Source organism: Nocardioides potassii (assembly GCF_021648885.1).
Lineage (GTDB): Bacteria > Actinomycetota > Actinomycetes > Propionibacteriales > Nocardioidaceae > Nocardioides > Nocardioides potassii.
The window spans coordinates 12,214-34,572 of sequence record NZ_JAKJHZ010000003.1 but is presented as its reverse complement, the minus strand read 5'-3'; the positions used below and the strand labels follow the sequence as shown (position 1 = coordinate 34,572).

20 protein-coding genes are annotated in these 22,359 nt (G+C 68.4%); 10 read left to right on the top strand and 10 right to left on the bottom strand.

The window, feature by feature from the left end; all coding sequences use genetic code 11:
- The first annotated feature begins 57 nt into the window (after positions 1-57).
- Positions 58-1,953 (top strand): translational GTPase TypA, encoded by a 1,896-nt coding sequence (typA, locus tag L2K70_RS01655; protein WP_236398059.1) that lies wholly within the window; start codon positions 58-60, stop codon positions 1,951-1,953.
- Between the two features lie 70 nt (positions 1,954-2,023).
- On the opposite strand, the gene L2K70_RS01650 is transcribed toward typA, so the two are convergent.
- Complete coding sequence (locus L2K70_RS01650) at positions 2,024-2,587, bottom strand: SGNH/GDSL hydrolase family protein (protein ID WP_236398056.1); 564 nt, start codon at positions 2,585-2,587, stop codon at positions 2,024-2,026.
- 171 nt (positions 2,588-2,758) lie between these two features.
- Between L2K70_RS01650 and L2K70_RS01645 the strand changes: the two genes are divergently transcribed.
- The gene (locus tag L2K70_RS01645) at positions 2,759-3,415 is read left to right on the top strand and encodes a hypothetical protein (protein WP_236398053.1); all 657 of its coding nucleotides are present in this window, start codon (positions 2,759-2,761) and stop codon (positions 3,413-3,415) included.
- 10 nt (positions 3,416-3,425) lie between these two features.
- Here L2K70_RS01645 and L2K70_RS01640 read toward each other — a convergent pair whose 3' ends face one another.
- Both L2K70_RS01640 and L2K70_RS01635 read right to left on the bottom strand, forming a co-directional pair.
- Complete coding sequence (locus L2K70_RS01640) at positions 3,426-4,781, bottom strand: MFS transporter (protein ID WP_236398050.1); 1,356 nt, start codon at positions 4,779-4,781, stop codon at positions 3,426-3,428.
- Between the two features lie 67 nt (positions 4,782-4,848).
- On the bottom strand, positions 4,849-5,580 hold the full coding sequence (locus L2K70_RS01635; protein ID WP_236398047.1) for a hypothetical protein: 732 nt from the start codon (positions 5,578-5,580) through the stop codon (positions 4,849-4,851).
- A 459-nt stretch (positions 5,581-6,039) separates the two neighbouring features.
- On the opposite strand from L2K70_RS01635, the gene L2K70_RS01630 reads away from it, so the two are divergent.
- A complete protein-coding gene (locus tag L2K70_RS01630) occupies positions 6,040-6,666 on the top strand; it encodes a hypothetical protein (RefSeq protein ID WP_236398044.1) in 627 nt (208 codons plus the stop codon).
- Between the two features lie 53 nt (positions 6,667-6,719).
- Here L2K70_RS01630 and L2K70_RS01625 read toward each other — a convergent pair whose 3' ends face one another.
- Positions 6,720-7,760, bottom strand: a complete 1,041-nt coding sequence (locus L2K70_RS01625; RefSeq protein ID WP_236398042.1) for an acyltransferase family protein — start codon at positions 7,758-7,760, stop codon at positions 6,720-6,722.
- 39 nt (positions 7,761-7,799) lie between these two features.
- On the opposite strand from L2K70_RS01625, the gene L2K70_RS01620 reads away from it, so the two are divergent.
- From L2K70_RS01620 to L2K70_RS21480, 3 genes are read left to right on the top strand one after another with little or no spacing between them, the layout of a single operon-like run.
- Entirely contained in the window at positions 7,800-8,816 is a 1,017-nt protein-coding gene (locus L2K70_RS01620) for a DoxX family protein (RefSeq protein ID WP_236398040.1), read from the top strand.
- Between the two features lie 22 nt (positions 8,817-8,838).
- Positions 8,839-10,680 carry a glycosyltransferase family 2 protein gene (locus L2K70_RS01615; protein ID WP_236398038.1) on the top strand — a complete coding sequence of 614 codons (1,842 nt, stop codon included), beginning with the start codon at positions 8,839-8,841 and terminating at the stop codon, positions 10,678-10,680.
- Positions 10,677-11,744, top strand: a complete 1,068-nt coding sequence (locus L2K70_RS21480) for a glycosyltransferase (protein WP_236398036.1) — start codon at positions 10,677-10,679, stop codon at positions 11,742-11,744. The genes L2K70_RS01615 and L2K70_RS21480 overlap by 4 nt, the downstream gene beginning before the upstream one ends.
- Before the next feature lies 1 nt (position 11,745).
- Here L2K70_RS21480 and L2K70_RS21475 read toward each other — a convergent pair whose 3' ends face one another.
- Entirely contained in the window at positions 11,746-12,957 is a 1,212-nt protein-coding gene (locus L2K70_RS21475) for a glycosyltransferase (protein WP_236398034.1), read from the bottom strand.
- A 63-nt stretch (positions 12,958-13,020) separates the two neighbouring features.
- Between L2K70_RS21475 and L2K70_RS01600 the strand changes: the two genes are divergently transcribed.
- The 3 genes from L2K70_RS01600 to L2K70_RS01590 are packed head-to-tail and all read left to right on the top strand — an operon-like array spanning position 13,021 to position 15,592.
- Complete coding sequence (locus tag L2K70_RS01600) at positions 13,021-13,641, top strand: PIG-L deacetylase family protein (RefSeq protein WP_236398031.1); 621 nt, start codon at positions 13,021-13,023, stop codon at positions 13,639-13,641.
- Positions 13,638-14,285: a WbqC family protein gene (locus tag L2K70_RS01595; RefSeq protein WP_236398028.1), complete on the top strand. Its 648-nt coding sequence runs from the start codon at positions 13,638-13,640 to the stop codon at positions 14,283-14,285. Before L2K70_RS01600 ends, L2K70_RS01595 begins: the two co-directional genes overlap by 4 nt.
- Positions 14,286-14,305: 20 nt before the next feature.
- A complete protein-coding gene (locus L2K70_RS01590; protein WP_236398026.1) occupies positions 14,306-15,592 on the top strand; it encodes a glycosyltransferase in 1,287 nt (428 codons plus the stop codon).
- Here L2K70_RS01590 and L2K70_RS01585 read toward each other — a convergent pair.
- The 3 genes from L2K70_RS01585 to L2K70_RS01575 all read right to left on the bottom strand — a co-directional run bounded on the left by L2K70_RS01585 (position 15,576) and on the right by L2K70_RS01575 (position 18,684).
- On the bottom strand, positions 15,576-16,286 hold the full coding sequence (locus L2K70_RS01585) for a class I SAM-dependent methyltransferase (RefSeq protein ID WP_236398023.1): 711 nt from the start codon (positions 16,284-16,286) through the stop codon (positions 15,576-15,578). The two genes, L2K70_RS01590 and L2K70_RS01585, sit on opposite strands and share 17 nt — an antisense overlap.
- Before the next feature lie 239 nt (positions 16,287-16,525).
- Positions 16,526-17,686, bottom strand: coding sequence for a glycosyltransferase 87 family protein (locus L2K70_RS01580; RefSeq protein ID WP_236398020.1), 1,161 nt, complete (start codon positions 17,684-17,686; stop codon positions 16,526-16,528).
- A 47-nt stretch (positions 17,687-17,733) separates the two neighbouring features.
- Positions 17,734-18,684 carry a beta-1,6-N-acetylglucosaminyltransferase gene (locus L2K70_RS01575; protein ID WP_236398017.1) on the bottom strand — a complete coding sequence of 317 codons (951 nt, stop codon included), beginning with the start codon at positions 18,682-18,684 and terminating at the stop codon, positions 17,734-17,736.
- 59 nt (positions 18,685-18,743) lie between these two features.
- Here L2K70_RS01575 and L2K70_RS01570 point away from each other — a divergent pair, with 59 nt between their 5' ends.
- Entirely contained in the window at positions 18,744-20,060 is a 1,317-nt protein-coding gene (locus L2K70_RS01570) for a glycosyltransferase family protein (RefSeq protein ID WP_236398015.1), read from the top strand.
- 27 nt (positions 20,061-20,087) lie between these two features.
- On the opposite strand, the gene L2K70_RS01565 is transcribed toward L2K70_RS01570, so the two are convergent.
- Both L2K70_RS01565 and L2K70_RS21470 read right to left on the bottom strand, forming a co-directional pair.
- A complete protein-coding gene (locus tag L2K70_RS01565; protein ID WP_236398012.1) occupies positions 20,088-21,134 on the bottom strand; it encodes an acyltransferase family protein in 1,047 nt (348 codons plus the stop codon).
- A 125-nt stretch (positions 21,135-21,259) separates the two neighbouring features.
- Positions 21,260-22,342 carry a glycosyltransferase gene (locus L2K70_RS21470; protein WP_236398011.1) on the bottom strand — a complete coding sequence of 361 codons (1,083 nt, stop codon included), beginning with the start codon at positions 22,340-22,342 and terminating at the stop codon, positions 21,260-21,262.
- Positions 22,343-22,359: the final 17 nt, after the last annotated feature.

The following is a 22,359-nucleotide window of genomic DNA, read 5'->3' as shown; positions in this document are numbered from 1 at the left end:
TGTCGGTCGCGCCCGGCCCTCGCGGCCACTCGTCTGTCTCCACCGGAAGGCCCCTGCATGCCCACCCAGTCCCGCTCCGACCTGCGCAACGTCGCGATCGTCGCGCACGTCGACCACGGCAAGACCACGCTGGTCGACGCGATGCTCCGCCAGGCCGGCGCCTTCACCGCGCACCAGGCCGAGAGCGTCGCGGACCGCGTCATGGACTCCGGCGACCTCGAGCGCGAGAAGGGCATCACGATCCTCGCCAAGAACACCGCGGTCCACTACGCCGGTCCCGCCGCCGAGGGCAAGCCGATGGTCATCAACATCATCGACACCCCCGGCCACGCCGACTTCGGCGGCGAGGTCGAGCGCGGCCTGTCGATGGTGGACGGGATCGTGCTGCTCGTCGACGCGTCCGAGGGCCCGCTCCCCCAGACCCGCTTCGTGCTCCGCAAGGCGCTCAACGCCGACATGCCGGTGATCCTGGTCGTCAACAAGACCGACCGCAGCGACGCCCGCATCACCGAGGTCGTCGACGAGTCCTACGAGCTCTTCATGGACCTCCTCGACGAGTCGCACAGCCAGGACGCCCTGGACTTCCCGGTCGTCTACGCCTCGGGCAAGGCCGGCATCGCCTCGCTCGAGCAGCCCGAGAACGGCGAGATGCCCGAGGGCACCGACCTCGAGCCGCTCTTCAGGACGATCCTCGAGACCATCCCCGCCCCGCAGTACGACGAGGGCGCGCCGCTGCAGGCCCACGTGACCAACCTCGACTCGTCGCCGTTCCTCGGCCGGCTGGCGCTGCTGCGCATCCACCAGGGCACCCTGAAGAAGGGCCAGACCGTGGCCTGGATGCAGCGCGACGGCAACGTGAAGAACGTCCGCATCACCGAGCTCCTCGTCACCGAAGGCCTCGAGCGCAAGCCCGGCGAGTCGGCCGGGCCCGGCGACATCGTCGCCATCGCGGGCATCCCGGACATCACCATCGGCGAGACGCTCGCCGACGCCGACAACCCGATCGCGCTGCCGCTGATCCACGTGGACGAGCCCGCCATCTCGATGACGATCGGCACCAACACCTCGCCGCTCGTCGGCAAGGTCAAGGGCGCCAAGGTCACCGCGCGCCTGGTGAAGGACCGCCTCGACGCCGAGCTGGTCGGCAACGTCTCGCTCCGCATCCTGCCGACCGAGCGTCCCGACGCCTGGGAGGTGCAGGGCCGCGGCGAGCTCGCCCTGGCGATCCTGGTCGAGCAGATGCGACGCGAGGGCTTCGAGCTCACGGTCGGCAAGCCGCAGGTGGTGACGCGCGAGGTCAACGGCAAGCTGCACGAGCCCTTCGAGCGGCTCACGATCGACGCCCCGGAGGAGTACCTCGGCACGATCACCGAGCTGCTCGCCGTCCGCAAGGGCCGCATGGAGGGCATGACCAACCACGGCACCGGCTGGGTCCGGATGGACTTCATCGTCCCGGCCCGTGGCCTGATCGGCTTCCGCACCGACTTCCTCACCGAGACCCGCGGCACCGGCATCGCCCACCACATCTCCGAGGGCTACCACCCGTGGGCCGGCGAGATCCGCTCGCGCGCCTCCGGCTCGCTGGTGGCCGACCGCGCCGGCGCGGCGACGGCGTACGCGATGACGTCGCTGCAGGAGCGCGGCGTGCTCTTCGTCGAGCCGACCACCGAGGTCTACGAGGGCATGATCGTCGGCGAGAACTCGCGCGCCGACGACATGGACGTCAACATCACGAAGGAGAAGCAGCAGACCAACATCCGGTCCGCCACCTCCGACAACTTCGAGAAGCTGATCCCGCCGAAGAAGCTCTCCCTCGAGCAGTGCCTGGAGTTCTGCCGCGAGGACGAGTGCGTCGAGGTCACCCGCGAGACCGTGCGGATCCGCAAGGTCGTGCTCGACGCCAACGCCCGCGCCAAGACCGCCTCGCAGGCGCGCAAGGCCAACCGCGGCTGACGCCGTCGTACGACGCAACAGCCCGGCTCCGCGATGCGGAGCCGGGCTGTCGTGCGTCTGCGCGCCGACCTCAGGCGGGGTGCGTGTGCTTGCTGCCGGATCCCCAGCTGATCGGCCCGACGGTCTGCGACACGTAGGTGGTCGAACCGACGTACTTGATCTGTGCCGTCGCCTGCACCGTGCCGGCTGCGTTGTCGCCACCCGCGAAATCGGTGTGGAGGCGGTAGGTCGTGTTCGCCGGGATGTCGTTGAGGTGCGTCGCCGTCAGCGTCGACGTCGGCGCGGTGATGGTCGGGTAGGTCCAGGTGTTGTCGCGCGGACCGGATGTGGCGGCATAGCCGTAGATCTCGAACGAGGTGAACGGACCAGTGCTGGTCGGGTTGTACGTGAAGGTCAGCAGGATCTCGTCGATGGCCACGGGGCCGTTCGTGAACTGGAGGTCCCACGACACGTGCTTCTCGTTGCCGTTGCTCCACTTCTCCGCGGTGCCGGCGACCCCGGTGAACCCGGTGGTCGCGGCGGAGGCGGCGAAGGCGGGCGCCGTGGCCGCGATGGCCACGACCGGGACGCTCCACGCGGCGCCGCGGACGAGGGCGCGCCTCGTCGGTCGGGCCGTAGGCATGCTGGTGCTCATTCGATTCTCCCCTTACATCTCCCCCACAGGAGAATTAGTCAAGTCTTCGACGAGATTAGGGAGGGCGTGGAGTCAGAATTGACACGCAGAATGCACGCCGGAGTAACACCTGTCGTGGTCCAGACCACCGAAATTGGGCGCTCGTGACCGGGTCTGCCTACAGTCCACGACGTGCCGGACTCCCATGATCTCGACCAGGGCGCGGCGGACGCGCTCGGTGACCGGCTGGCGCTCTGGCTGGAGCAGCTGGCCCTCGCGGACCAGCTCGCAGCCGCGGGCCTGCCGACCTTCGACCGTGACGACGCGGGCCGTGCGCACTGGCACGACACCTCGGGCGAGCCGCTCTCCGACGAACGGCTGAGCGAGCTCGAGACGCTGCTCCGGTCCGTCGGCGACGACCCGACCCATGCGGTGCCGGTCGAGCTGGTCCGGCTGCGGCGCGAGAGCGCCCTGCGCGCGACCCTCCTCGCGGGTGGATGGGTGGACTACGCCGAGGTCGGTCGCCGCCGCGGAGTCTCGGAGAACGCGGCGCGGTTCGCCCTGCACAAGGCGGCGGAGCGTCGCGCGGTCCTGCTCCTGCAGCACGACGGCGGCACCCTGGTCCCGGCCTTCCAGCTCGACGACGAGGGACAGGTCCGTGAGGAGCTGCTGACCGTGCTCGAGCCGCTCCTGGCCGCCAAGGTCGATCCGTGGCGCGTGTGGACCTGGCTCACCTCTCCCGCCGCGCTGCTCGGCGGCGCGGTGCCGCACGAGGCCGCGCGCGACCCCGAGGAGCTGCCGCTCGTCCAGCGTGCCGCCGTCGCACTGGCCGAGCGATCGCGGACCTGAGCGACCAGGGTCAGAGACGGTCGCCGGACAGCGTCGGCGCCAGGACGACCAGGCCGAGCAGCGGCAGGGCGGCGAGCACCAGGAGGGCCACCGGCATGCCGAGCGGGCCGCTGATGCCCGCCACCACCGCCGAGCCGATGCTCCCCCCGATCAGGAAGAGCAGCGTCGACACCCCCAGCGCCACGCCGCGCACGTCCGCGTGGACCGCGTCGCCGACGACCGCGCTGAGGGCGGGCTGGCCGAGCCCGAAGGCGAAGGTCACCAGCACGATCGCCACCACCAGCACCGGGGCGCTCGTCGCCCAGGCGCCGACGGTCGCGACCAGCAGCGCCGCCGAGGCGACCAGGCCGGCGATCGCGAGCGCCCGTCCGGGCCCGACGCGGGCGAGCAGCGGCCCGGTGACCTGAGGCACGGCCAGCGCGACCACCGCGCTCGGCACCATAGCCAGGCCGACCTGCCACGCCTCCCAGCCGTGGGACAGCAGCACCGCCGGCAGGGCGATCAGCAGGGCGAACCACGACGCGGGGACGGCAGACGCGGCGACGGCGCTGCGCACCACGGTGGCGTTGCGGATCACCTCGACCGGGAGGAACCCGTCGGGGCGACGCCGTACGGTCGCGCGGACGGCCGGCACGCCGAGGACGAGCAGCAGGGCGCCCACCGCCGCGACGACCAGTCCGCCCGAGGGCGACTGCACGAGCAGCACCATCCCGGCCGCCGTCAGGGCGACGAGCACGGCTCCGACGATGTCGAGCCGCGCGCCGGTGCCGTCGGTGGAGAGGGCGCGCCAGAGGAAGGGGAGGACGAGCGCCCCGAGCACCGGCAGGGCCATGACCGCCCGCCAGCCGAACGACGCCTCGACCACCCCGCCGACGAGGGGGCCGAGGCAGCTCACCGCGGCAGCGACGCCGGCCAGGCGGCCGAACGCGAACCCGCGGACCTCGCCGCTGTAGCGCGCGGACAGCACGGCGACGCCGAGGGTCGGCACCGCCGCGGCACCGGCGCCCTGCAGCACGCGCGCGCCGAGCAGGACCTCGAAGGTCGGGGCGATGGCTGCGACCAGCGCGCCGACCGACATGAGCACGAGCCCCGCCAGCAGTGGGGCGCGGACACCCACGAGGTCCGAGATGCGCCCGTAGAGCGCGGTGGTGACCGCGAGCATCAGGACGTAGAGGCTGATGGTCCAGGCGGCCAGACCGGCGCCGACCCCCAGGTCGGGACCGAGGAGCGGCAGGGTCACCGCTGCGCTGGAGGAACCCATACCGGCCAGGCCGAACAGCAGGCCGAGCAGCACCGAGATGCGCTGCGAGTCGTCAGGGACGGCGTCCGTCGGGGTGTCGGTGCGGGCGGCGGTTGGAGAAGTCATCGAAGGACGACAACCCCGGCCGCAGCCGCTCCATTCCGACGGCGCGTCGGAGCGCGCGTGCTACGGGTCAGGCGCAGGTGCGGAACGACATCTGCCGCAGTCGCAACAGGTGGGTCGCCGACGTCGAGGTCTGCACGGTCGACCAGAACTTGAGCCGGACCTGGGTGATGCCGACGGCACCGTTCGCGTAGGTCACGGTGACCGACTGCGACGGCAGGTTGTCACCTCCCGAGGTCGACGTGGTGCGCCACGGGTTCGCATCGGTCCCTGCGCCCGTGATGCTCGTCGGACTGCCGTAGCTCCCCGACGGCGTCTCGGTCGGAGTGGCGGTGAGGCTCACGTAGTCCCAGTATCCCGTGCCGCGATCGATGTCGTCGATCGAGAACGTCAGGCCGTAGACGGGCTGCACAAAGGTGAACGTCACCGTCTGGAAGTTGGTCGCCGGGTCGCTGACGAGGGTCGCGGGGGAGTTGTTGACGATGGCGAAGGAGTCGCGGACGCTCGTCGCGGTCTGGGCGCTGAGGTTCCCCGACCCGAGGGAACCTGGGGCAAGCCCCGCCTGCGTGTAGGCAGCGCTGACAGTGACGGTGGCGCCGTTCGTCGCCGTGCCCACCTGACTGGTGGGGGTCGAGGTCCCGGACCAGGTCACGGGGAGCAGCGCTGTCTTGTTCGGGCAGGGGGACGCTGCATAGGCGGGCGCCGACACGGCCGCCGCCACCGCCGGCACCGTCCATGCCGCGCCGCGTACGACCGTGCGGCGGGTTGCTGCGCGCGCGGGGGTCCTATTGCTGTCGGTCACGTCCTGGCTCCGAGATAGACGCTTGACTATTGCTTGACTGATTCTAGATAGAAGAGCTGGCGGTCGAAACTCGGAAAACGAAGGTGGGCCGCGGCCACCGTGAGAGGCGCGTCACACCGGCGCGCTCGAACACCGCTCGGGCCTTCCACATCGCTCGTCTTGCCCGGATCACGCCTCACTGGAGGCGAGGACGAACTGTGTCCTCCCCGTTCCAAACCGAGGAACAGGTGTGCACCGAATGGCGTGGGACCCGACCCCCAAATCCCTATGTTTGGTCAAGCAATCTAGTTGAACGCTCATCGAAGGATCGTCATGACTCCCCCGCCCTGCCCCACTCGTGCTCTCCCTCGCCGCACCCTCATCGCCGCTGGCGCCTGGACTGTGCCCGTCGTCGCTGCGGCGACCGCCGCGCCGGCGTACGCCGCCTCGCCCTGCACTCCTGTCAACGTGAACAGCCCAGTGACGTGGGCCGCCAACAACAACAACGCCGACAGCAACAACACCACCCAGTCCGGGACGGTGGCAGGGAACACGATCAGCGTCGTGACGTCCTACACCGGGACACTCGGCGGGCTGGCCCCCGGCAACATGGCCAACAACAGCACCGGCGGGGTGGGCCTCAACAATTTCGAGCTGGTGAACGTCATCCCGCAGCTCTTGAGCAACGGCAGTCAGCCGACCGGCATCGCCGGGAACTTCAGTACCACTACCTTCACCTTCACCAAGTTGGTGTCATCGCTGACCTTCTCCATCGAGGACATCGACCACAACTACAACCCCCAGCCGAACGGCGCAGCTGACTCCACGACCCAGTTCTTCGACCAGGTGGCGATCTTGCCCGCGACCGGAGCCACCGTCTCGGCGGTGCTGGGCAGCCAGCTGACCGGGTCGGGGACGTTGGCCAGCCCGTGGCGCACGACTGGCAGGGCGAACTCCTACATCGCGGAACAGACCGCCACCGTCACCATCACCGGCGGCTTCAAGAGCTTCTCCATCCGCTACTGGACGACAGAGGGCGCCACCAGCGCCAACGCCAACATGTGGGTCCGCATCAGGTCCATGACGGTGAGCAGCTGCTCGACCTGACGCATCCACGCATGCGCGTCGAGCGGTGACCCACCGCTGGGCTGCCGACCCGTCTAGCTCCTGGCGTTGGGAACGTGCGGCAGACCGAACAGCCAGGTCCAGCGCAGCCTCTCCGCCAGGGCGGCCACTGCCAGCGGCACGACCAGTCCGAGGACCGTCCCAGCCACCAGGTGAACCCAGACGTCGGTGACCTCGAGCCTCACCAGCGCTATCCGTGTGCCCGCCGTGACGACGATGTGGGCGAGGAAGATCTCGAGCGACCGGCGGCCGACGAGGGCGAGCACCCGGGCGGCGGGTGACCTGCTGAGCAGCGCCGCCCAGGCCAGCACCGCCACGGTGCCCGCCGTGCAACCGACGACCCCCAGGGCCACGGTCGCGGTCGTCCGCACGTCACCGCCGGTCGTGGGCGTCGTGGCCACGGTCGTGAGACCGATCCACAGCCAGGCCGCGGTGCCCACGACGGCCGCTCCGGCGGCGAGCGGCAGCCGCCTGGCGAGGCCCGCATGCCGTGACTGCGTCACCACGCACCCGATCAGGAAGGGAAGGAGCAGCGCCCAGCCGCGCGTGAAGACGTACGGCGGCTCGAACCCCCACACGGCGAGCGCCAGGACGGCGGCCGCCGTCAGCATGACTCCGCCGCGTACGACGCCACGCCACGGCCGGGCCGCTGCCGCAATGGCGGTGACCGCTATCAGCCACGGGAGGAACCACAGCTGGCCCTCGGGCAGCCACAGCCGGAACACGTCGCTCACCGCGATGGCGGTGTTGGAGGCCGACGAGGCCGCGACGCGGGTGAAGCCCTGGATCAGGCTCCAGAGCAGGTAGAGCCACACCAGCAGCGTGGTACGGCGCACCACCATCCGTCGCGGTCCGTCGCGCTCGACGGCCCGCCGGACGAAGAGTCCGGACAGGTAGGCGAACGTCGAGAGGTGGACGAGGTAGACGACACGGTCCAGCATGACGGCCGTGTCGTACGGCATGAGGAGGGCGGCGCTCAGGCCCCGCTCGACGTGCCCCACGACGATCGCGACCATCGCCAGGGCACGGGCGACGTCGACGCTGCGGTCACGCGCGGTCGTCCCCTCGGTCCTCACGGGGCACCACTATGGCCGACGCGCCGTACGATTCCTGCCATGTCGTCGGCACCCGTCGCTGCGCTCGTCCTCATGCTCACGCTGGCCGCCGTGCTGCTGACGAGCGGTGCGGCGAAGCTGCGCGACGCCCGGGCCACCCAGGATGCCTTCGTCGCGCTGCGCGTGCCGCGCGTGGTTCCGGTCGGCCCGAGCGCAGCCGCGCTGCCGTGGGTGGAGATCGTGCTCGCCGTGCTGCTGCTGGTGTCGCCGACGTCCGTCGCGTGGCTACCGGCGGCGGTCGTCCTGCTGCTGATGCTGGCCTACACGGCCCTCATCGCCCGGGCCCTCCGGTTCGACGAGCCCGTCTCGTGCTCGTGCTTCGGCAGCATCGGCAGCCACGACGTGGGACCGCGGACGCTCGGTCGCAACATCCTGCTGTCGGTGATCGCCGCCGTCGTGCTCTGGTACGACCTCCAGGGCGGCTCGGCCGTCGACGCCGTCGGCGAGCTCGGAGCTGCCGGCTGGTGGACACTGCTGGCGACCGTCGCCGCCGTTGCGGTTGCGCTGCTGGTGGCCGTGCCCGCGGGGTCGGGGTCGGCTGCGCACCCCGCCGGGCACGATGTCCCGCAGGATGCCGAGCTGGCGGACTACGAGCGGCACCCCATCCCCTACGGGGTCGTCCACCGCCTCGACGGACACCCGCTCACGCTCACCGAGGCCGCCACCACCCAGGCGCGCCTGGTCATCGCCCTCAACGCCAACTGCGGCCCGTGCGTCCGGACGGGCGAGAAGGTCGACGAGTGGGCCCGGCGCCTCGACCCGGCCATCGGCGTCATCGTGGTCTACCCCGACGAGCACGCGGCACGGGCGCAGACGGGGCACTCGCCGGACCTCTCGACCTGGGAGCCGGACTGGAACGTGCGCCGGGTCTTCGCCCTCGCCCCTCCGTCCGCCGTCCTGCTCGGCGCCGACGGGTTCCTGGCCGGCGGACCGGTGTCCGGCGAGGACGAGGTGCTCGAGCTCGTCGAAGCAGTCTTCGCCGCGATCGAAGGCACCGAAGAGCCGGTCCAGCACTGACCCCGCCTCCTAGGATCGTCGCGTGACCGACCTCGCCGTCTCCGTCGTGGTTCCCACCCGGGGCGGCGCGAGCCGACTGCCGGTGCTCCTCGATGCGCTCGCGGCTCAGGTCATCGACGCGCCGTGGGAGGTGGTCGTGGTCATCGACGGTGAGGTCGACGACAGCCGTTCCCTGCTCGAGTCGTACGTCGACCGGGTGCCGCTGCGCGTCATCGAGCGTGCTGGAGGGGACGGGGTCGCGGCGGCGCTGGCGCAGGGGTACGCCGAAGCCCGCGGCGAGTACGTCCTCCGCTGCGACGACGACCTCACGCCACCGCCCGGACTCGTCGCCGGACACCTCGCCCGCCACCGAGACCGCACCAGCGACGCCGCCCCGCTGGGCGTCATCTCGCTGACCCGTGACGTCTTCCCCGACACGCCCTACGCCGCCGCCTACGGACGGCCCGCCAACGAGCGGCTGCTCGCCGAGGCCTACGCGCGCCCGAGCGATGAGCGGTGGCGGCACTGGGCCGCCTGCAACTCGGTGTCGAAGGCGGCCTACGACGCGGTCGGCGGGTTCGACACGACCATGGGCTACCGCGAGGACTCCGAGCTGGGGCTGCGCCTGGCGAAGGCCGGCGTGGAGATCGTCATCGACCCCGACCTGGAGGTCGAGCACCGAGGCCCCGCTCCGGACACGGCGACCCGGGCCGCGCGGGCGTTCACCTCGGGAGCCTCGACCCGCGACTTCGACGAGCGGCATCCCGGGCGTCACTCCGCGGCGGCCAGGCCCTCCTCCGCGTGGGAGCGCGTGGTCGGGACGGCAGCCGCCCGGATCGACTCGCGGACGTCGGCCCACGCCCTCGGAGCCCGCGTCGACGCCGCACTCCCGCGACTGCCGCGGAGGGTCCGCGGGAAGGCCGTCGCCCTCGCGGTCGAGGCGGCCGCTGTCGCCGGGCGACGCGTGGGGGACGCGCAATGGGTCAGGGACACGACCACCGACGTCACGTCCGTCAGCGTCGTCGTACCCCACCACGGTGACCCTGCTCCGACCCTCGCCCTCCTCGACCAGCTGGCCGCCCAGACGCATCCGGTCCAGGTCATCGTCGCCGACGACGCGTCCCCCGAGCCGTTCCCCGATCGCGCCGGCGTCGAGGTGGTGCGGCGGGCGGTCAACGGTGGTTTCGGTGCAAACGTGAACTCGGGTGCCGCTGCCGCGACCGGTGAGGCGCTGCTGGTCCTCAACAGCGACCTGACCGTGGAGCCCACCTTCGCGGCGGAGATGGTCGCCGCCGCCCGCGTCCACCCGCACGCCGTCCTCGCACCGCGGATGGTCGACGAGAACGGTCGCGAGGCCTGGGTGGGTCGTGACTTTCCGCGGGTCCGGCACCAGGTCGCCGCGTGGCTCACTCCCCTGGCCCGCTTCCGTGACACCTCGGCGTGGCACCGCGCGGTCGGCCACGACGTCCGCGCCCATCGTTCCGAGGGCGAGGTCGACTGGGTGGTCGGCGCGGCGATGTGGATCCCGCTGCGCGACTTCCGCGAGGTGGGTGGCTTCGACGAGCGCTTCTTCATGAACTCCGAGGAGGTCGACCTCCAGCGACGCCTGCGTGATCGAGGCCTGTCCGTGGTCGCCCTCCGATCCCCGACGGTGGTGCACGCGGGCGGCGGTTCCTCGCCCTCGGAGTCCCGTCGCCGGTGGCTGGTCGAGGGCCAGCTGCTGTACGCCGAGAAGTGGGGCTCGCGGCGCCGGTTGCAGGCCGGGCTGGTGGCAGCCACCGCGCTCAACTTCGTCGCCAACTCCGCACGTCGGGCCGCGGGGCGTGAGGTGGACGCCCGCGCGATCGCCCGGCACGAGCTGTCGCTGGTCAAGGGGGAGAAGTGACCCGCGCCCTCGTGCTGTCCGAGCATGCCCTCGACGTGTGGGCCGATCGTCATCGGGCTGGCGAGGTGCCTGCGCCCCTGCCGTACGGCGTCAACGCGCTGAGCGACGAGCTGGGATGGCAGCTCGCTGGGTCTCGACGAGCGGTCGACCCGCGCTGGAGCCGCTGGCGGGACCTCGTCGAGCACCGGAGCGGCTATCCGATCGAGCAGACCCTGCGTGGCGCGGGCGCGGCTCGCCACAGCGACGTGATCATCGCGCTCCTCGAACGACAGGGCGCCGCCGCATCGGTTCTGCGCCATCGCAGGGTGCCGCCGTGGGGATCGACACCCTTGGTCGTCTGGTCCTGCTGGCTGGCCGACGACCTCCGCGCGGCCGGTGCCGATGAGCGCCGACGACTGGTCGAGAGGTTCGCGGGGGCCGACCTCATCACCCACCTGTCGCGGCACGAGACCGAGATCTTCACCGACCTGGGCATCACGGAGGACCGTCTGTTCCCGGTGACCTACGGCGTGAGTCACGACTACTACGTGCCCGGCGACGGCCAGCGCGACATCGAGCTGCTCGCCGTGGGCCAGGACCGGGGGCGTGACTACCGCACCCTCTTCGAGGCGGTGAAGGGCACGGACCTGACGCTCGACGTCGTGTGCAAGCCCGAGAACCTCGCGGACCTGGATGTCCCTCACAACGTTCGCGTCCACGGTGTCGTACCGCTCCCGGTGTATCGATCTATGCTCCAGAGCGCCCAGGTCGTCGCGGTGCCGACGCGCGACCTCGCCTACCCGACCGGCTCCAGCGTGGCGCTCGAGTCCGCGTCGTCCGGTGCGTGCGTCGCCGTGACCGGGACTCGCGCGATGCGGGACTACTTCACCGATGCGGTCGACGCGCGGCTCGTGGACGAGGGTGACGCCGACGACTGGCGCACGGTGCTCACGGAGCTACGTGAGGACGTGGAGCAGCGCGAGCGTCTCGGAGCTGCGGCCCGGCGGAGCGTGGAGGCGAGGTTCAACGCGCGGCACATGTGGACCGAGCTGGCCGGCGTCATGGCGGAGCGCGGACTGGTGTGACCTACGAGGTCCAGGTCGTGCGCACCGTTGCTTCGAACCGTCGTACGCCGTAGGCGTCCTGAGCCCAGTCCTGCACGCGGTCGGCGCGAGGCTGTGCGGCCTCGGTGTCCGCCAGCACCGCGCACAGCGACTCCGCCAGCTGCGCGGGGTCGTCGGTCAGGCCCGCGAAGAGGTCGTCACCGTCGATGCCTTCCGCTCCGACAGTGGTCGTCACGACCGGCACCCCGTGGCACATGGCCTCGACGGTCTTGAACTTGACGCCCGCCCCCTGGAGCACAGGCACGAGCGCGACCGCGGCAGCGTCGTACTCCGCATCGAGGTCGTCGACGAAGCCGGCCAGTACGACGCCGCTGTCCGGCCCGAGTGTCGCGACACGGGCTCGCAGGTCGTCGCTGGCGCCGCCCCCGACGAGGCGGAGCTCCGCGTCAGGCTGGTTCGCGCGCACCAGCGGCCAGACGTGGTCGATCGTCCAACGCGCGGCCTTGTCGTTCTCGTCGCGCGCCAGGTAGGACACCACGACGACGATCGGGGCCGAGGCCGGGCGGTGTCGCGGCTCGTTCCCCGTGGAGAGCGGCGGGTGGACGATCGTGTGCGGCGGGCTGCCCAGGAGCTCAGCGTCCTTGCGCGAGAACACCAGCACCTCGTCGAGCCGGGCGACCATCGCCCGCTCCTGCCCTCGTGAACGCTCCGCCACTGCCTGCAAGTGGCGCTTCTCCTCGGGGTTCTCCCGAGGCTCCCGCGCGAACGACTGGCTCATCACGTCGTGGAACGTGCCGGTGATCCGAGCCCGCGGGTTGATCCGGCGCAACAGGCGGACGAGGCGGATGGACTCGGAGTACTGGAGGTCGATGACGTCGGCCTCCCGGACGGCAGCGCGGGCCTCCTTCGAGCGAAGCAGGCCGAGGATGAAGGCTGCCGACGGCATCCCCGGGTCGCGGCGGTGCCGCCAGGAGGTGTCCAGCCACAGCGCCGCGCGGTTCAGGAGCTTCGCGACGGGACTCCGACCCGGCTCGTGTCCCAGGAGGAGCAGGCGACGCGGCACGCCGGCCCTGGTCGCTGCTTCGTGGTTGAGCCGGTTGCCGACCGTGAGCATGGTGAGGTCGGTCTCGGCGTCGAGGAGCCTCTGGAGCTCGAGGAGGTAGCGACCGCCGGCGTGCGGCACGCCCTGATGGCCGACGTACATGCTGATCAGCACCACGCGCGGTCGGCTCACATCCGCATCCTCGCAGACCTTCGGGCACCTAGACTCACGTCCCGTGACCCTCCGAGGAGCGCGATGAAGCGGCTGATCCTGGCCCCCCACATGGACGACGAGGCCATGGGGTGCGGCGGCCTGATGTCCAAGCACCCCGACGAGTGCATCGTGGTGGTGATGACCGACAGCGGGGAGGTCCGCACCCAGGAGCACCTCACGGCTCTGGAGATCCTCGGCGTGGCGGACTCTCGCCGCCTCGACTTCCCCGACGGGCAGACGCCCCAGCACATGACCGAGATGGTCGGGGCCATCGACGCGATCATGGCCGAGCTGCAGCCCGATGAGCTCTACCTCCCCTACCCCTCACTCCACCAGGACCACATCGCCGTCTACGAGGCCGGAATGCGCTCGTGCCGGGTGTCGATGTCACTGGACCACTGGTTTCCGCCGAGCGTCTTCGTCTACGACATCGCTGTCTACGACGTGAACCTCTACCCGACCGACCTCCGGTGGAACGTCTTCGAGGCCCTCACCGAGGAGCAGATCACGGCCAAGGAGGCGGCGTGCCAGGCCTACCAGTCGGAGATCCCGACGGAGGTGCATCCGATCAACAGCGTTCGCCAGATCGCGGGCGCCTTGGGACAGGTGCGGTTGGTGCCCTACGCCGAGCAGTACGCGCTCGTCCGGACGGTCCGCCGGTGAAGGTCGCGATCCACCAGCCCGACCTGCTTCCGTGGCCCGGGTTCTGGTTCAAGATGGTGAATTGCGACCTCTTCGTCCTCGCCGTGCACGACCAGCTCCAGAAGCACTGGGTGCAGCGTCGCGTGATGATGCGCGAGACCTGGGTGACCCTTCCGCTCGAGACGAAGCCCCACCTGATCCCCATCAACGAGACGATGGTGAAGCCGGGGTGGCAGGACCATCTCGAGGCGTCCATCACCGGGCGCTACCGCAGTGCGCGGCACTGGAAGGACCGCAGCGCCGACGTGCTCGGGATGATCCACGCGGTGGACTCGCACAACCTCGCCGAGATCAACCACCAGCTGATCTTGGCGATGCGCGACTACCTCGGGATCCCGACCGAGGTGGTGGTGACCGACCCTCCGCAGGCCAAGGCAGCGGACCGGGTGCTCGAGCAGCTCCAGATGGTCGGCGCGACGTCGTACCTGTCCGGCACGGGCGCCAAGGACTACCTCGGGGACGCGGAGCGGGCCAAGTTCGACGAGCTCGGTATCGGGCTGGAGTTCTCCGACCACCACAAGACGACCGGGGACTCGATCGTCACCGTGCTGATGGACTACGACGACCCGATGGAGATCGTGACGAAGGCGGCGGTAGCGCAGTGATACGCGGTCGGCGTGCAGCCTTGCGCGACGAGGTCCGTTCCTCATTTGGCGTCAACGTGTTCGGCTACGTCACCAGCAACCAGAGCCAAGGGGTGATCGCCCGCAACTTGATTGCCACACTCCGTCAGCGTGGAATCCCGGTTGCTGTCACGGACGTGGTGCCGGAGTCGGGCGGCACTGGTCACGATGAGACTGAGTGCGTGACGGGATGTGACGAAGCGAGCACGCAGCCCCACCCCGTCACCATTTTCTGCTTCAACCCGCTCGACTCTGAAGAGTTCTTGCGGAGCAACCCACGTCTCGTTCGACGAGACCGCCTGACTGCCGTTGTCGTCTTCGTCGAACACCAGAAGTTGAGATCGGAGTTCCGCCCGTTCTTGGCCGCCGTCGATCTCGTGCTGAGTCCCACCAAGTTCGTCTCTGACGCCGTCCAAGCCGGAGTTCCTGGAAGCATCACGGTTCCCTTTCGCCAGAGCATCCTCGTGCCACCTGGTGTCACGTCGGACCGCATGCGATGGAACATGAGTGAGACCGACATCGTTTTCGCGTTCGGTTTCGACACCCTTAGCGACTCGACCCGAAAGAACCCCGTCGGTCTTGTTGCCGCATTCCAAGCTGCCTTCCCGGATCGCAGCGACGTCGCATTGGTGTTGAAGATCGGCCACCTCGCCGCTGACAAGTCCCTGGGTGGGGAGGCACTTCGCGCGGTCGCGCTCGCCAAGAATGATCCGCGCGTGAGAATCATTGAGGAGGAACTGACCTACCTCGAGGTGCTCAGTCTGTACGCCTCGGCTGACGTTGTGTCATCCCTGCATCGGAGCGAGGGACTAGGCCTCTTGATGATGGAGGCAATGAGCGTCGGAACCCCCGTCATGGCTACGGCGTATTCCGGAAACCTGGATTACATGACGCCCGAAAACTCGGTACTGGTCGAGTGCGAATTGGTCAGCGTAGAGACGAAGTACCCCGGGTACAGCGAGATGGTAGGGGCCGCGGTATGGGCTGAGCCCAAGATCTCATCAGCGGTAGCGGCCATGAGGCGTCTCGCGGACAACCAAAAACTTCGACGGACCCTGACCACGCGTGCGCTTCGAGATATGGAGATTCGACGGGAGCGGGTGGGTTCGGGCGACCTCCTACGAGAGCTCGACCGCGCCCTCGCGCGGCCAGACGTGTGGCGCAGCCACACAAGCCGACGGCTGCGTTTGTGGTGGTGCGCTTACCGACCGAAGCCGAAGTACGGGGTAGGCGACCTTCGACACGTCGTTGCGGTCAGAGTCAAGCGCGTCGTCAATCGCCGTCCCTGACGGGCCAACCCCACGCTGGGTCTAGAGGAAAGTCGACGAGATCCTCTGAGTTTGCGCTGTCCAGCGGGTGCGTAAGGCTGGTCCGTCGGGTTCGACTTAGTACGCGGTCCTTGCGCAGAAACGTGGCTTCGACCACTGGATGCAGTTCAAAACCGTTGAACGGCACCGGGTACTCGTGATTGTTCGGATGGACGTGAACCAGGTCGAACCGTGACAGCAGTTTCTCAAACACTCCTCCGATCACCAGGAACCCCGAGTGGCGGGCGAGGTGATGGAGGTCGTGCATCTCAACCACGATGATGCGAAAGCGATCGAGGACGCTCTCAGGTGCTGCAGACAAGGCGGCCCATTCGGAGCCCTCGATGTCCATCTCAAGAAGCGCGTCGCCGCCCGTCATCCCTCGACGGCCGACCCAATCCTGCAGCGTCGTCCATCCGGGTTTCGTCCGGGCGCCGAGAAAGAGCGGCTCGAAGTCAATCCTCGGGTGCGTCTGGGGCAGACCATTTACCGACGCGTCGATCATGTGCACGTCGATCCCTCTGTTGGCCAACGCCAGGTCAAACCCGATCTCGTCGGCCACCCCAGGGGAAAAGCACGTGTTGATCCCGTCGAGGTCGTCCGGCAGCAGATAGCCCCCGTCGCCGGATGGTCCGACGCGGATAAGGGGCACTCCCGGATCGATCACCTCGAACATAGAGAAGAACTTCGCGAGTGCTTGCCTCGAAGTCTCGTAAGGGTCCTCAGCACCGCTCGCCAGCGACCTCTGCCGGTCTTGCATCTGACGGACCTTCTGCCGGTGCGCTTGTCGATTGTGCGAAGAAAGCAATGCGCGCTGAAGTGACCTTCGGTGTTTGGCACGTTGATAGGCCGGCCACAGAGGGGTCCCTTTTAATGCATTGCGGGCCGCCTGGCGGACCGCGTTGTGCCCAAGTGTCATTGATCGACCATAAGCGGAGTTCGGTCGGAGGTCGGCGTCGACGTCGGTCGCCCGGGGGCGAGGCCCAAGACGCACACCGCGGCGAACATTGCAAAGTCGATGTTGTCGAAGAACCAACCGGTGCCGTGGGCGTCAGACCACCTTGTGATAACGATGTGCAGGTAAGCGAACCCCAGGACAACGAGCCCGAGCACCTGGGGCAGCCATCTCGTGCGGGTCGCCAGCACGATGCCGGCGAGCGGCAGCCAGATCTGGTGGTGCGGCCACGCGATCGGCGTCGCGATCACGGCAGCGCACCCCAGGATGATCGCCGCGGCGACGTGGTCGCCTGCCCTCCGCGCCCGGCGGGCGTTCCAGTACGCCGCCAGGACGAGCACGCCACCCAGAAGCAGCCACAGCACTGAGCGAGTGGCTCCGTCGAGGCCGGCGCGGGCCAGCACGCCCATCACCGACGAGTTGAACCGGAGCTCGACGTCGCCGACGCGACCGGTGTCGAAGACCGCCTCGGTCCAGAAGCGTCGGGAGTCGCTGGGCAGGACGACCCAGGCGAGCAGGCCGCACCCCACGAAGGTTCCTACTGATATGGCCAGGGCTCGCCATTGGCGGGTGACGAAGAACCAGCCCCAGACGATCATCGGCGTGAGCTTGATCGCCGCCGCGAGCCCGACGAGGACCCCACGGAACCGGTCCGGGACGAAGCGCCCGACGTCGAGGACGACGAGGAGCGCCAGGACGAGGTTGACCTGTCCGGTGATCAGGTCGCTCTGCACCTCAACGGACCCGAAGAACAGACCGACCGCCAGTCCGAGGACGACGAACCGGCCGACGACGGATGTCGGCCAGGGGCGCGACGCGACGACCAGCGCCACCACCACGATCCCGATCGCGATGCACGCAGTCATCCACGAGAGACCGGTCGTGCGCGGGTCGGCCCAGGTCAGGGGCTGGAGCACGATGGACGCGAACGGCGGGTAGGTGAACCCGTAGCCACCTTCTAGCGGGTAGTCGTAGAGCGCGCCACCTGAGTTCAGGAAGTTGATCGCGCCTATGTAGACGGAGATGTCGCCGTCCGGCCCGAGGTTCCCGCTGGCCGCGAGTCGCCAGTCGCTCACGAGGTGCCGCGCAGCGACGAGGCCGGCAACGACGATGAGTAGCACCTCCCACCATGTAGGCCGACCGACTCGCACCTTCGACATTGCCTCCCTCACCGGACACTCCCCTGATCCACCGCCGCGTCCACGGCATCTCGAGCTTCGTCGCTGATCCCAGCCAGGAACTTGCGGGCGAACAGCGTGTGGTCTGGCATCTCAAGCAATGTGGGCACGTCGGCCGTCGACATGACTCGCGGCAGGTCCCAATCACCGTCTGTCCAGTCGACATGGGTCAGCGTCGGTCCGACCCGTGTCGCCAGGTCAGGGTCCATGGCGCTGAGGACGGTCTGGAAGAAGGACTCGTCCGGGAACTGGCTCCACCGAAAGAACTCGGCGTACTCGGGGTGCGACTCGTGGAAGACCATCATTTCTTGAGCCGTGTGCCACGGCATGGCCCACCACTGCGAGCCGCCCACGATCTCTGCGCGCACATCCGGGCGATGACGACCAATGACGTGCAGGACCTCAATCGCCCGACGCACTCCCGTCTCACGCACAAGCCTGCGCGTCCAACCGATGAGCTCTCGAGCGTTCATCTCCCGGCGCGGCCGCAGGAGACGGATGTTCCCCTTGTCCTCGGACATCGGAATACAGAAGTAGTCGAGCCGATCGCGATAATTGTCCGGCCACCTCTCCTCGAGATTCCAGAGGTCCATGCTCACGATGTCGGCCGTCGATGAGAGGTAGGCGTCGATCTGCCAAGAGTTCTTGATCGGGTAGCTCTGCCCGCTCAGCATCACGAGGTGCCCGGGCTGGTCGTCCCCCAGACAGGCGCGCACCATGGCGAGCGTCGCCTCGACCATCGACCAGGTTCCCCACACACAGCGCACGCGCGGCGTTACTGCTTCAACATGAGGTCGAGCGAGGACTGCGCGCCACTCGGCGTCGTCTGCCCGGGCGTCGAGGTGGATCCAGAACGTCACCTCACCGTCGTCGAGACGCTCGACGAGACGTCCGACGTGGTCAGGCTGGTCATGGGCGAGCACCAAGTAGTGCTTCCTCACCACGCGCTCCTCCCCTCGAACCGGTGTCGTCGGTGAGCATCCTTCACTATCCTCGGCCGATGCGAGGCGACCTTGGCAGGACTGACGCGTCCGTCGACCGATCGGCGGTGCCGTTCGTCTGGCTGCTGGCAGCCACGCTCCTCACCGTGGCGTCAGTCGTGCAGAAGCTTCCCTGTCTCCGGAAGGTCGACACCGACGTGCTCGCGACCGCGCAGTGCTACAGCGACGTACCGCTCTTCTACGTCGGGCGTGGCCTTGCGGCCGACTTCGGCTGGCTCGGCCACCTCAATCCTGGGTTCCGAGACCTCGAATATCCACCGCTCATCAACCTGTTCATCGAGGCGAGCGCCAAGCTGACTCATCTCGTCCTAGGAATCCCTGCCAGAGAGCTGGACGAGCGTTCGTCGATGTCCGCCTCCGAGCTCTCCGAGCTGCCAGGGATGGCTGCCGAAGAGCGTGCCTTCTTCCTCGTCACGTGCGCCCTTCTGCTCATGGCCGTGCTAGCCACAGTATGGATCGCCTGGCGAGCAGGGTGGACGCTCGGGAACCGGGTGTCGTGGCTGCTGGCCGCCCCTCTCATCGTTCTCACGTTGACGATGAACTGGGATGCGCTCGCCGTGCTTGCCGCAGCGCTCGCGATTGTGGCGTGGCAGCGCCACCATCTGGCGTGGTTCGCGGTCTTCGTCGCGCTCGGCACGGCCACCAAGCTGTTTCCCCTCGTCCTCCTGGCGGCCGGGCTGATCCTCGTGCTCAGGACACGCAACGTCCGCGGGCTCGCGACGATGAGCGTGGCATTTGTAGTGACCACGCTGGCCTGCAACGCCCCGCTTTACCTCTCGAACGCTCGCGCTTGGGGAGAGTTCTGGAACACAAACACCGACCGGCCGGCGTCTTTCGGCTCGGGCTGGATGGCGTTACGCATGGTCGGCATCCCTTCGGGTGCTGACCAGCTCAGCCTGGTGCTGGGCGGGGGAATACTCACGGCATGGGTCGTTCTCGGCGTCCTCACATGGCGGCGCCTCATCGAGCCAACCCTTGCAGAGCTGTCCTTCGTGCTCCTCGTCCTGTTCTTCGCCCTTGGCAAGGTCTACTCGCCGCAGTACTCGTTGTGGGTGATCCTCGGCCTCCTCCTAGTCACTCGCAGCAGGTGGCTCGTGGCGGTCGTGGCCGCTGCCGAAACCTGGCACTACGTGGCGACGTGGCTCTACATTCGCGGGATCACCACCCCGGAGGTGGGCGTCGACAAGCCCTACTGGTCGTCCATCGTCCTCAGGCTTGCAGCTGAGCTCGTGGCCGCACTCGTCGTGCTGGAACACGCGCGACGACGCGCGCGCCGAGACAGACAAGACGGCGTTCTGGCAAGTGCACCGCTATAAGTGAGGTGCACCGCAACCGAGATCCACTCAGGGGTGGTGCTGGCCGAGTGTGATCGGCACGGCTTGGGAAGGTGCCGCCCTGGGCAGCCACCGACGCTCGACGAGTACCCATGAAGCCCACGCGAACGGGATCACGAGGACAAGCGCGAGAGCTTGATAGACGAAGATGCCCCAAGCGGTCGCGCCAAGGTTGACGAGAGCCTGCTGGACGGGCCAGCCGTAGATGTAGATGCCATAGGAGATGTCGTTCGTTGCTCCGATCCGGATCGGGAGCAGTCCGCCGACCGTGAGCAGTCCAACAGCCGCAGGCAGTTGGCCGTACCACTGTCCGTCAGATACGAGAGACAGAACAAGAATCGCTACCGCACAGGTGACGACCATCCACCAGCGGCTCGGGATGCGGTCACGCAAGAACCAGCACAGAACCCCCGCTGTGAAGTACGACCCCAACCGAACGGTGTTGTGCCAGAGAGCCGGGACTTCTTCGTTCAGGATGATGAACGGATGCAAGGCGCAGAGAGCAATCAGCAGGGCGCCGCAGATCAAGCCCCCGTGTCGCCTGACCCCACGAGCGCTGAGCAACAGGCCAAACGCGATGTAGCAGCCAGCTTCGTACGCGAGCGTCCAGAGGGGACCGTTCCAGATCGGCGTGTTTGGTGCTCTGGTGAGCGTGTCGGCGATATAGCCCTGTCCGGCAGGAAGGTAGAAGTTGTCGAGCACGTAGGCCACGGCTGACGTGGGACTCCAGTGCTCGCCGGAGAGTGCAGCCACCACTGGCGCAAACCCGAAGGCAACGACCACGAGGACGGCCCAAAGGCCTGGGAGAAGACGACGAGCCCGCCGCTCGATGAAGGTCCCGAAGGACAGTCGAGTGCGCGATCCGGCAATGAGGTAGCCAGACACACAGAAGAAACCGTTGAGACACCAATCCTGCAGGCGCGGATTTAGCCACAGGCTGGGGGCCGGGATGTTGCTCAGCTGGTACGAGTGACCCACGATCACCCCCGCTGCCAGGAGAAGCCGGATGAAGTTGAGCGCGTTGTCGCGTCGCGCCAGCGCTCCTCCGATCGTCACTGCTGGAGACTAACTGCGTCGCAAGGTGCGCGCGGCTGCCGAGCCAGGACACGAGTTCGCAGTAGATCAAGGCTCCGAAGCTGCCAGCCCCTCGGCGCACGGGAGAAGTGATGATAGTTCACCCCTCAATCCGCCCGGCGAGCCGCACCGACCGTCCGGCGGGCCAGGTGTCGCAGCGCCACCCGAACGCGGTTGTAGGGGTCTGTGGGCCCCCCGAAGGCCTGATAGTGCTTCATCGTCGCAGCCACGGGCAGCAGGGATGGCGAGTCCGGGGCGGTGATGACGCTGAACGCGGCGCCGAGCCGCTCCCGTACAAGCTCCGCGCTGTGTCGCGATCTGACCCAATTGCGCCCGGCGTCCGCGCGCCGATGGAGGACCTCAGGAGTCTCCTCGAACCACGCCATCGCCTCGAGCGTGCGGTCGCACATGTCGACCACGTCGGAGTCGGCGATGACCGACGAATGCTCAGGCAACATGTACTCCTTGGCGCCGTCACCAGTGAAGCCGACGACATAGCAGCCCGACGCCATCGCCTCGGCACCCGGCAGGCCGACCCCCTCGCGCTCGGCTCCAAATAGGAAGATCGCGGCGCGACCGAGCTCCTCGGCCACCTGCTGCTGGGTCATGCCGTCGATAAGCACAATCTCCCAGTCATTGAGACGTCCCGAGCGTCGGACGAGTTGTACCGCTCCGAGCAGGTCCTCGCGGCGGCGCCGCGGCATCAACGCGATGCGCTTCCCCTTCACCTGGGGCTGAAACCAGTCCTCAATCTGAACGGGCACGTTGTGCAGCGGGAAGCCGTTGTGGCAGGCGCGGTCGAGAAAGGTGTGGATTGCGTCCGAAACGGTGATCGCGGCGGTCGCGTGCGGCCATCCCGGGTAGTCGCCCGGCTCGTCTGTGAGGAAGTCGGAGTTGGCGAAGACGAAGTCCATGCCCTGACAGAGCATCACGACCGGCTGACCCTCCGACAGGAAGCTCCACTTCGAGCCGCCCGTCTCGGGCATGACCAGGACGTCGCCTGCCGCAAAATCGAGCGACAGCCCCGTATCGACTGGAGCCGTCGAACCCCACGACTCGTAAGCGAAACCTGGCGCGCCGTGCCAGACGCGAGCGTCGTACCCGAGGGCGCAGAGGTGCTCCACGAAGCGGTAGATCACCTTGATGCCGCCGCTAGGGCTCGCGAGGTCGGGCGCCATGAACCGGATCACGGAGTCATTGAATCAGG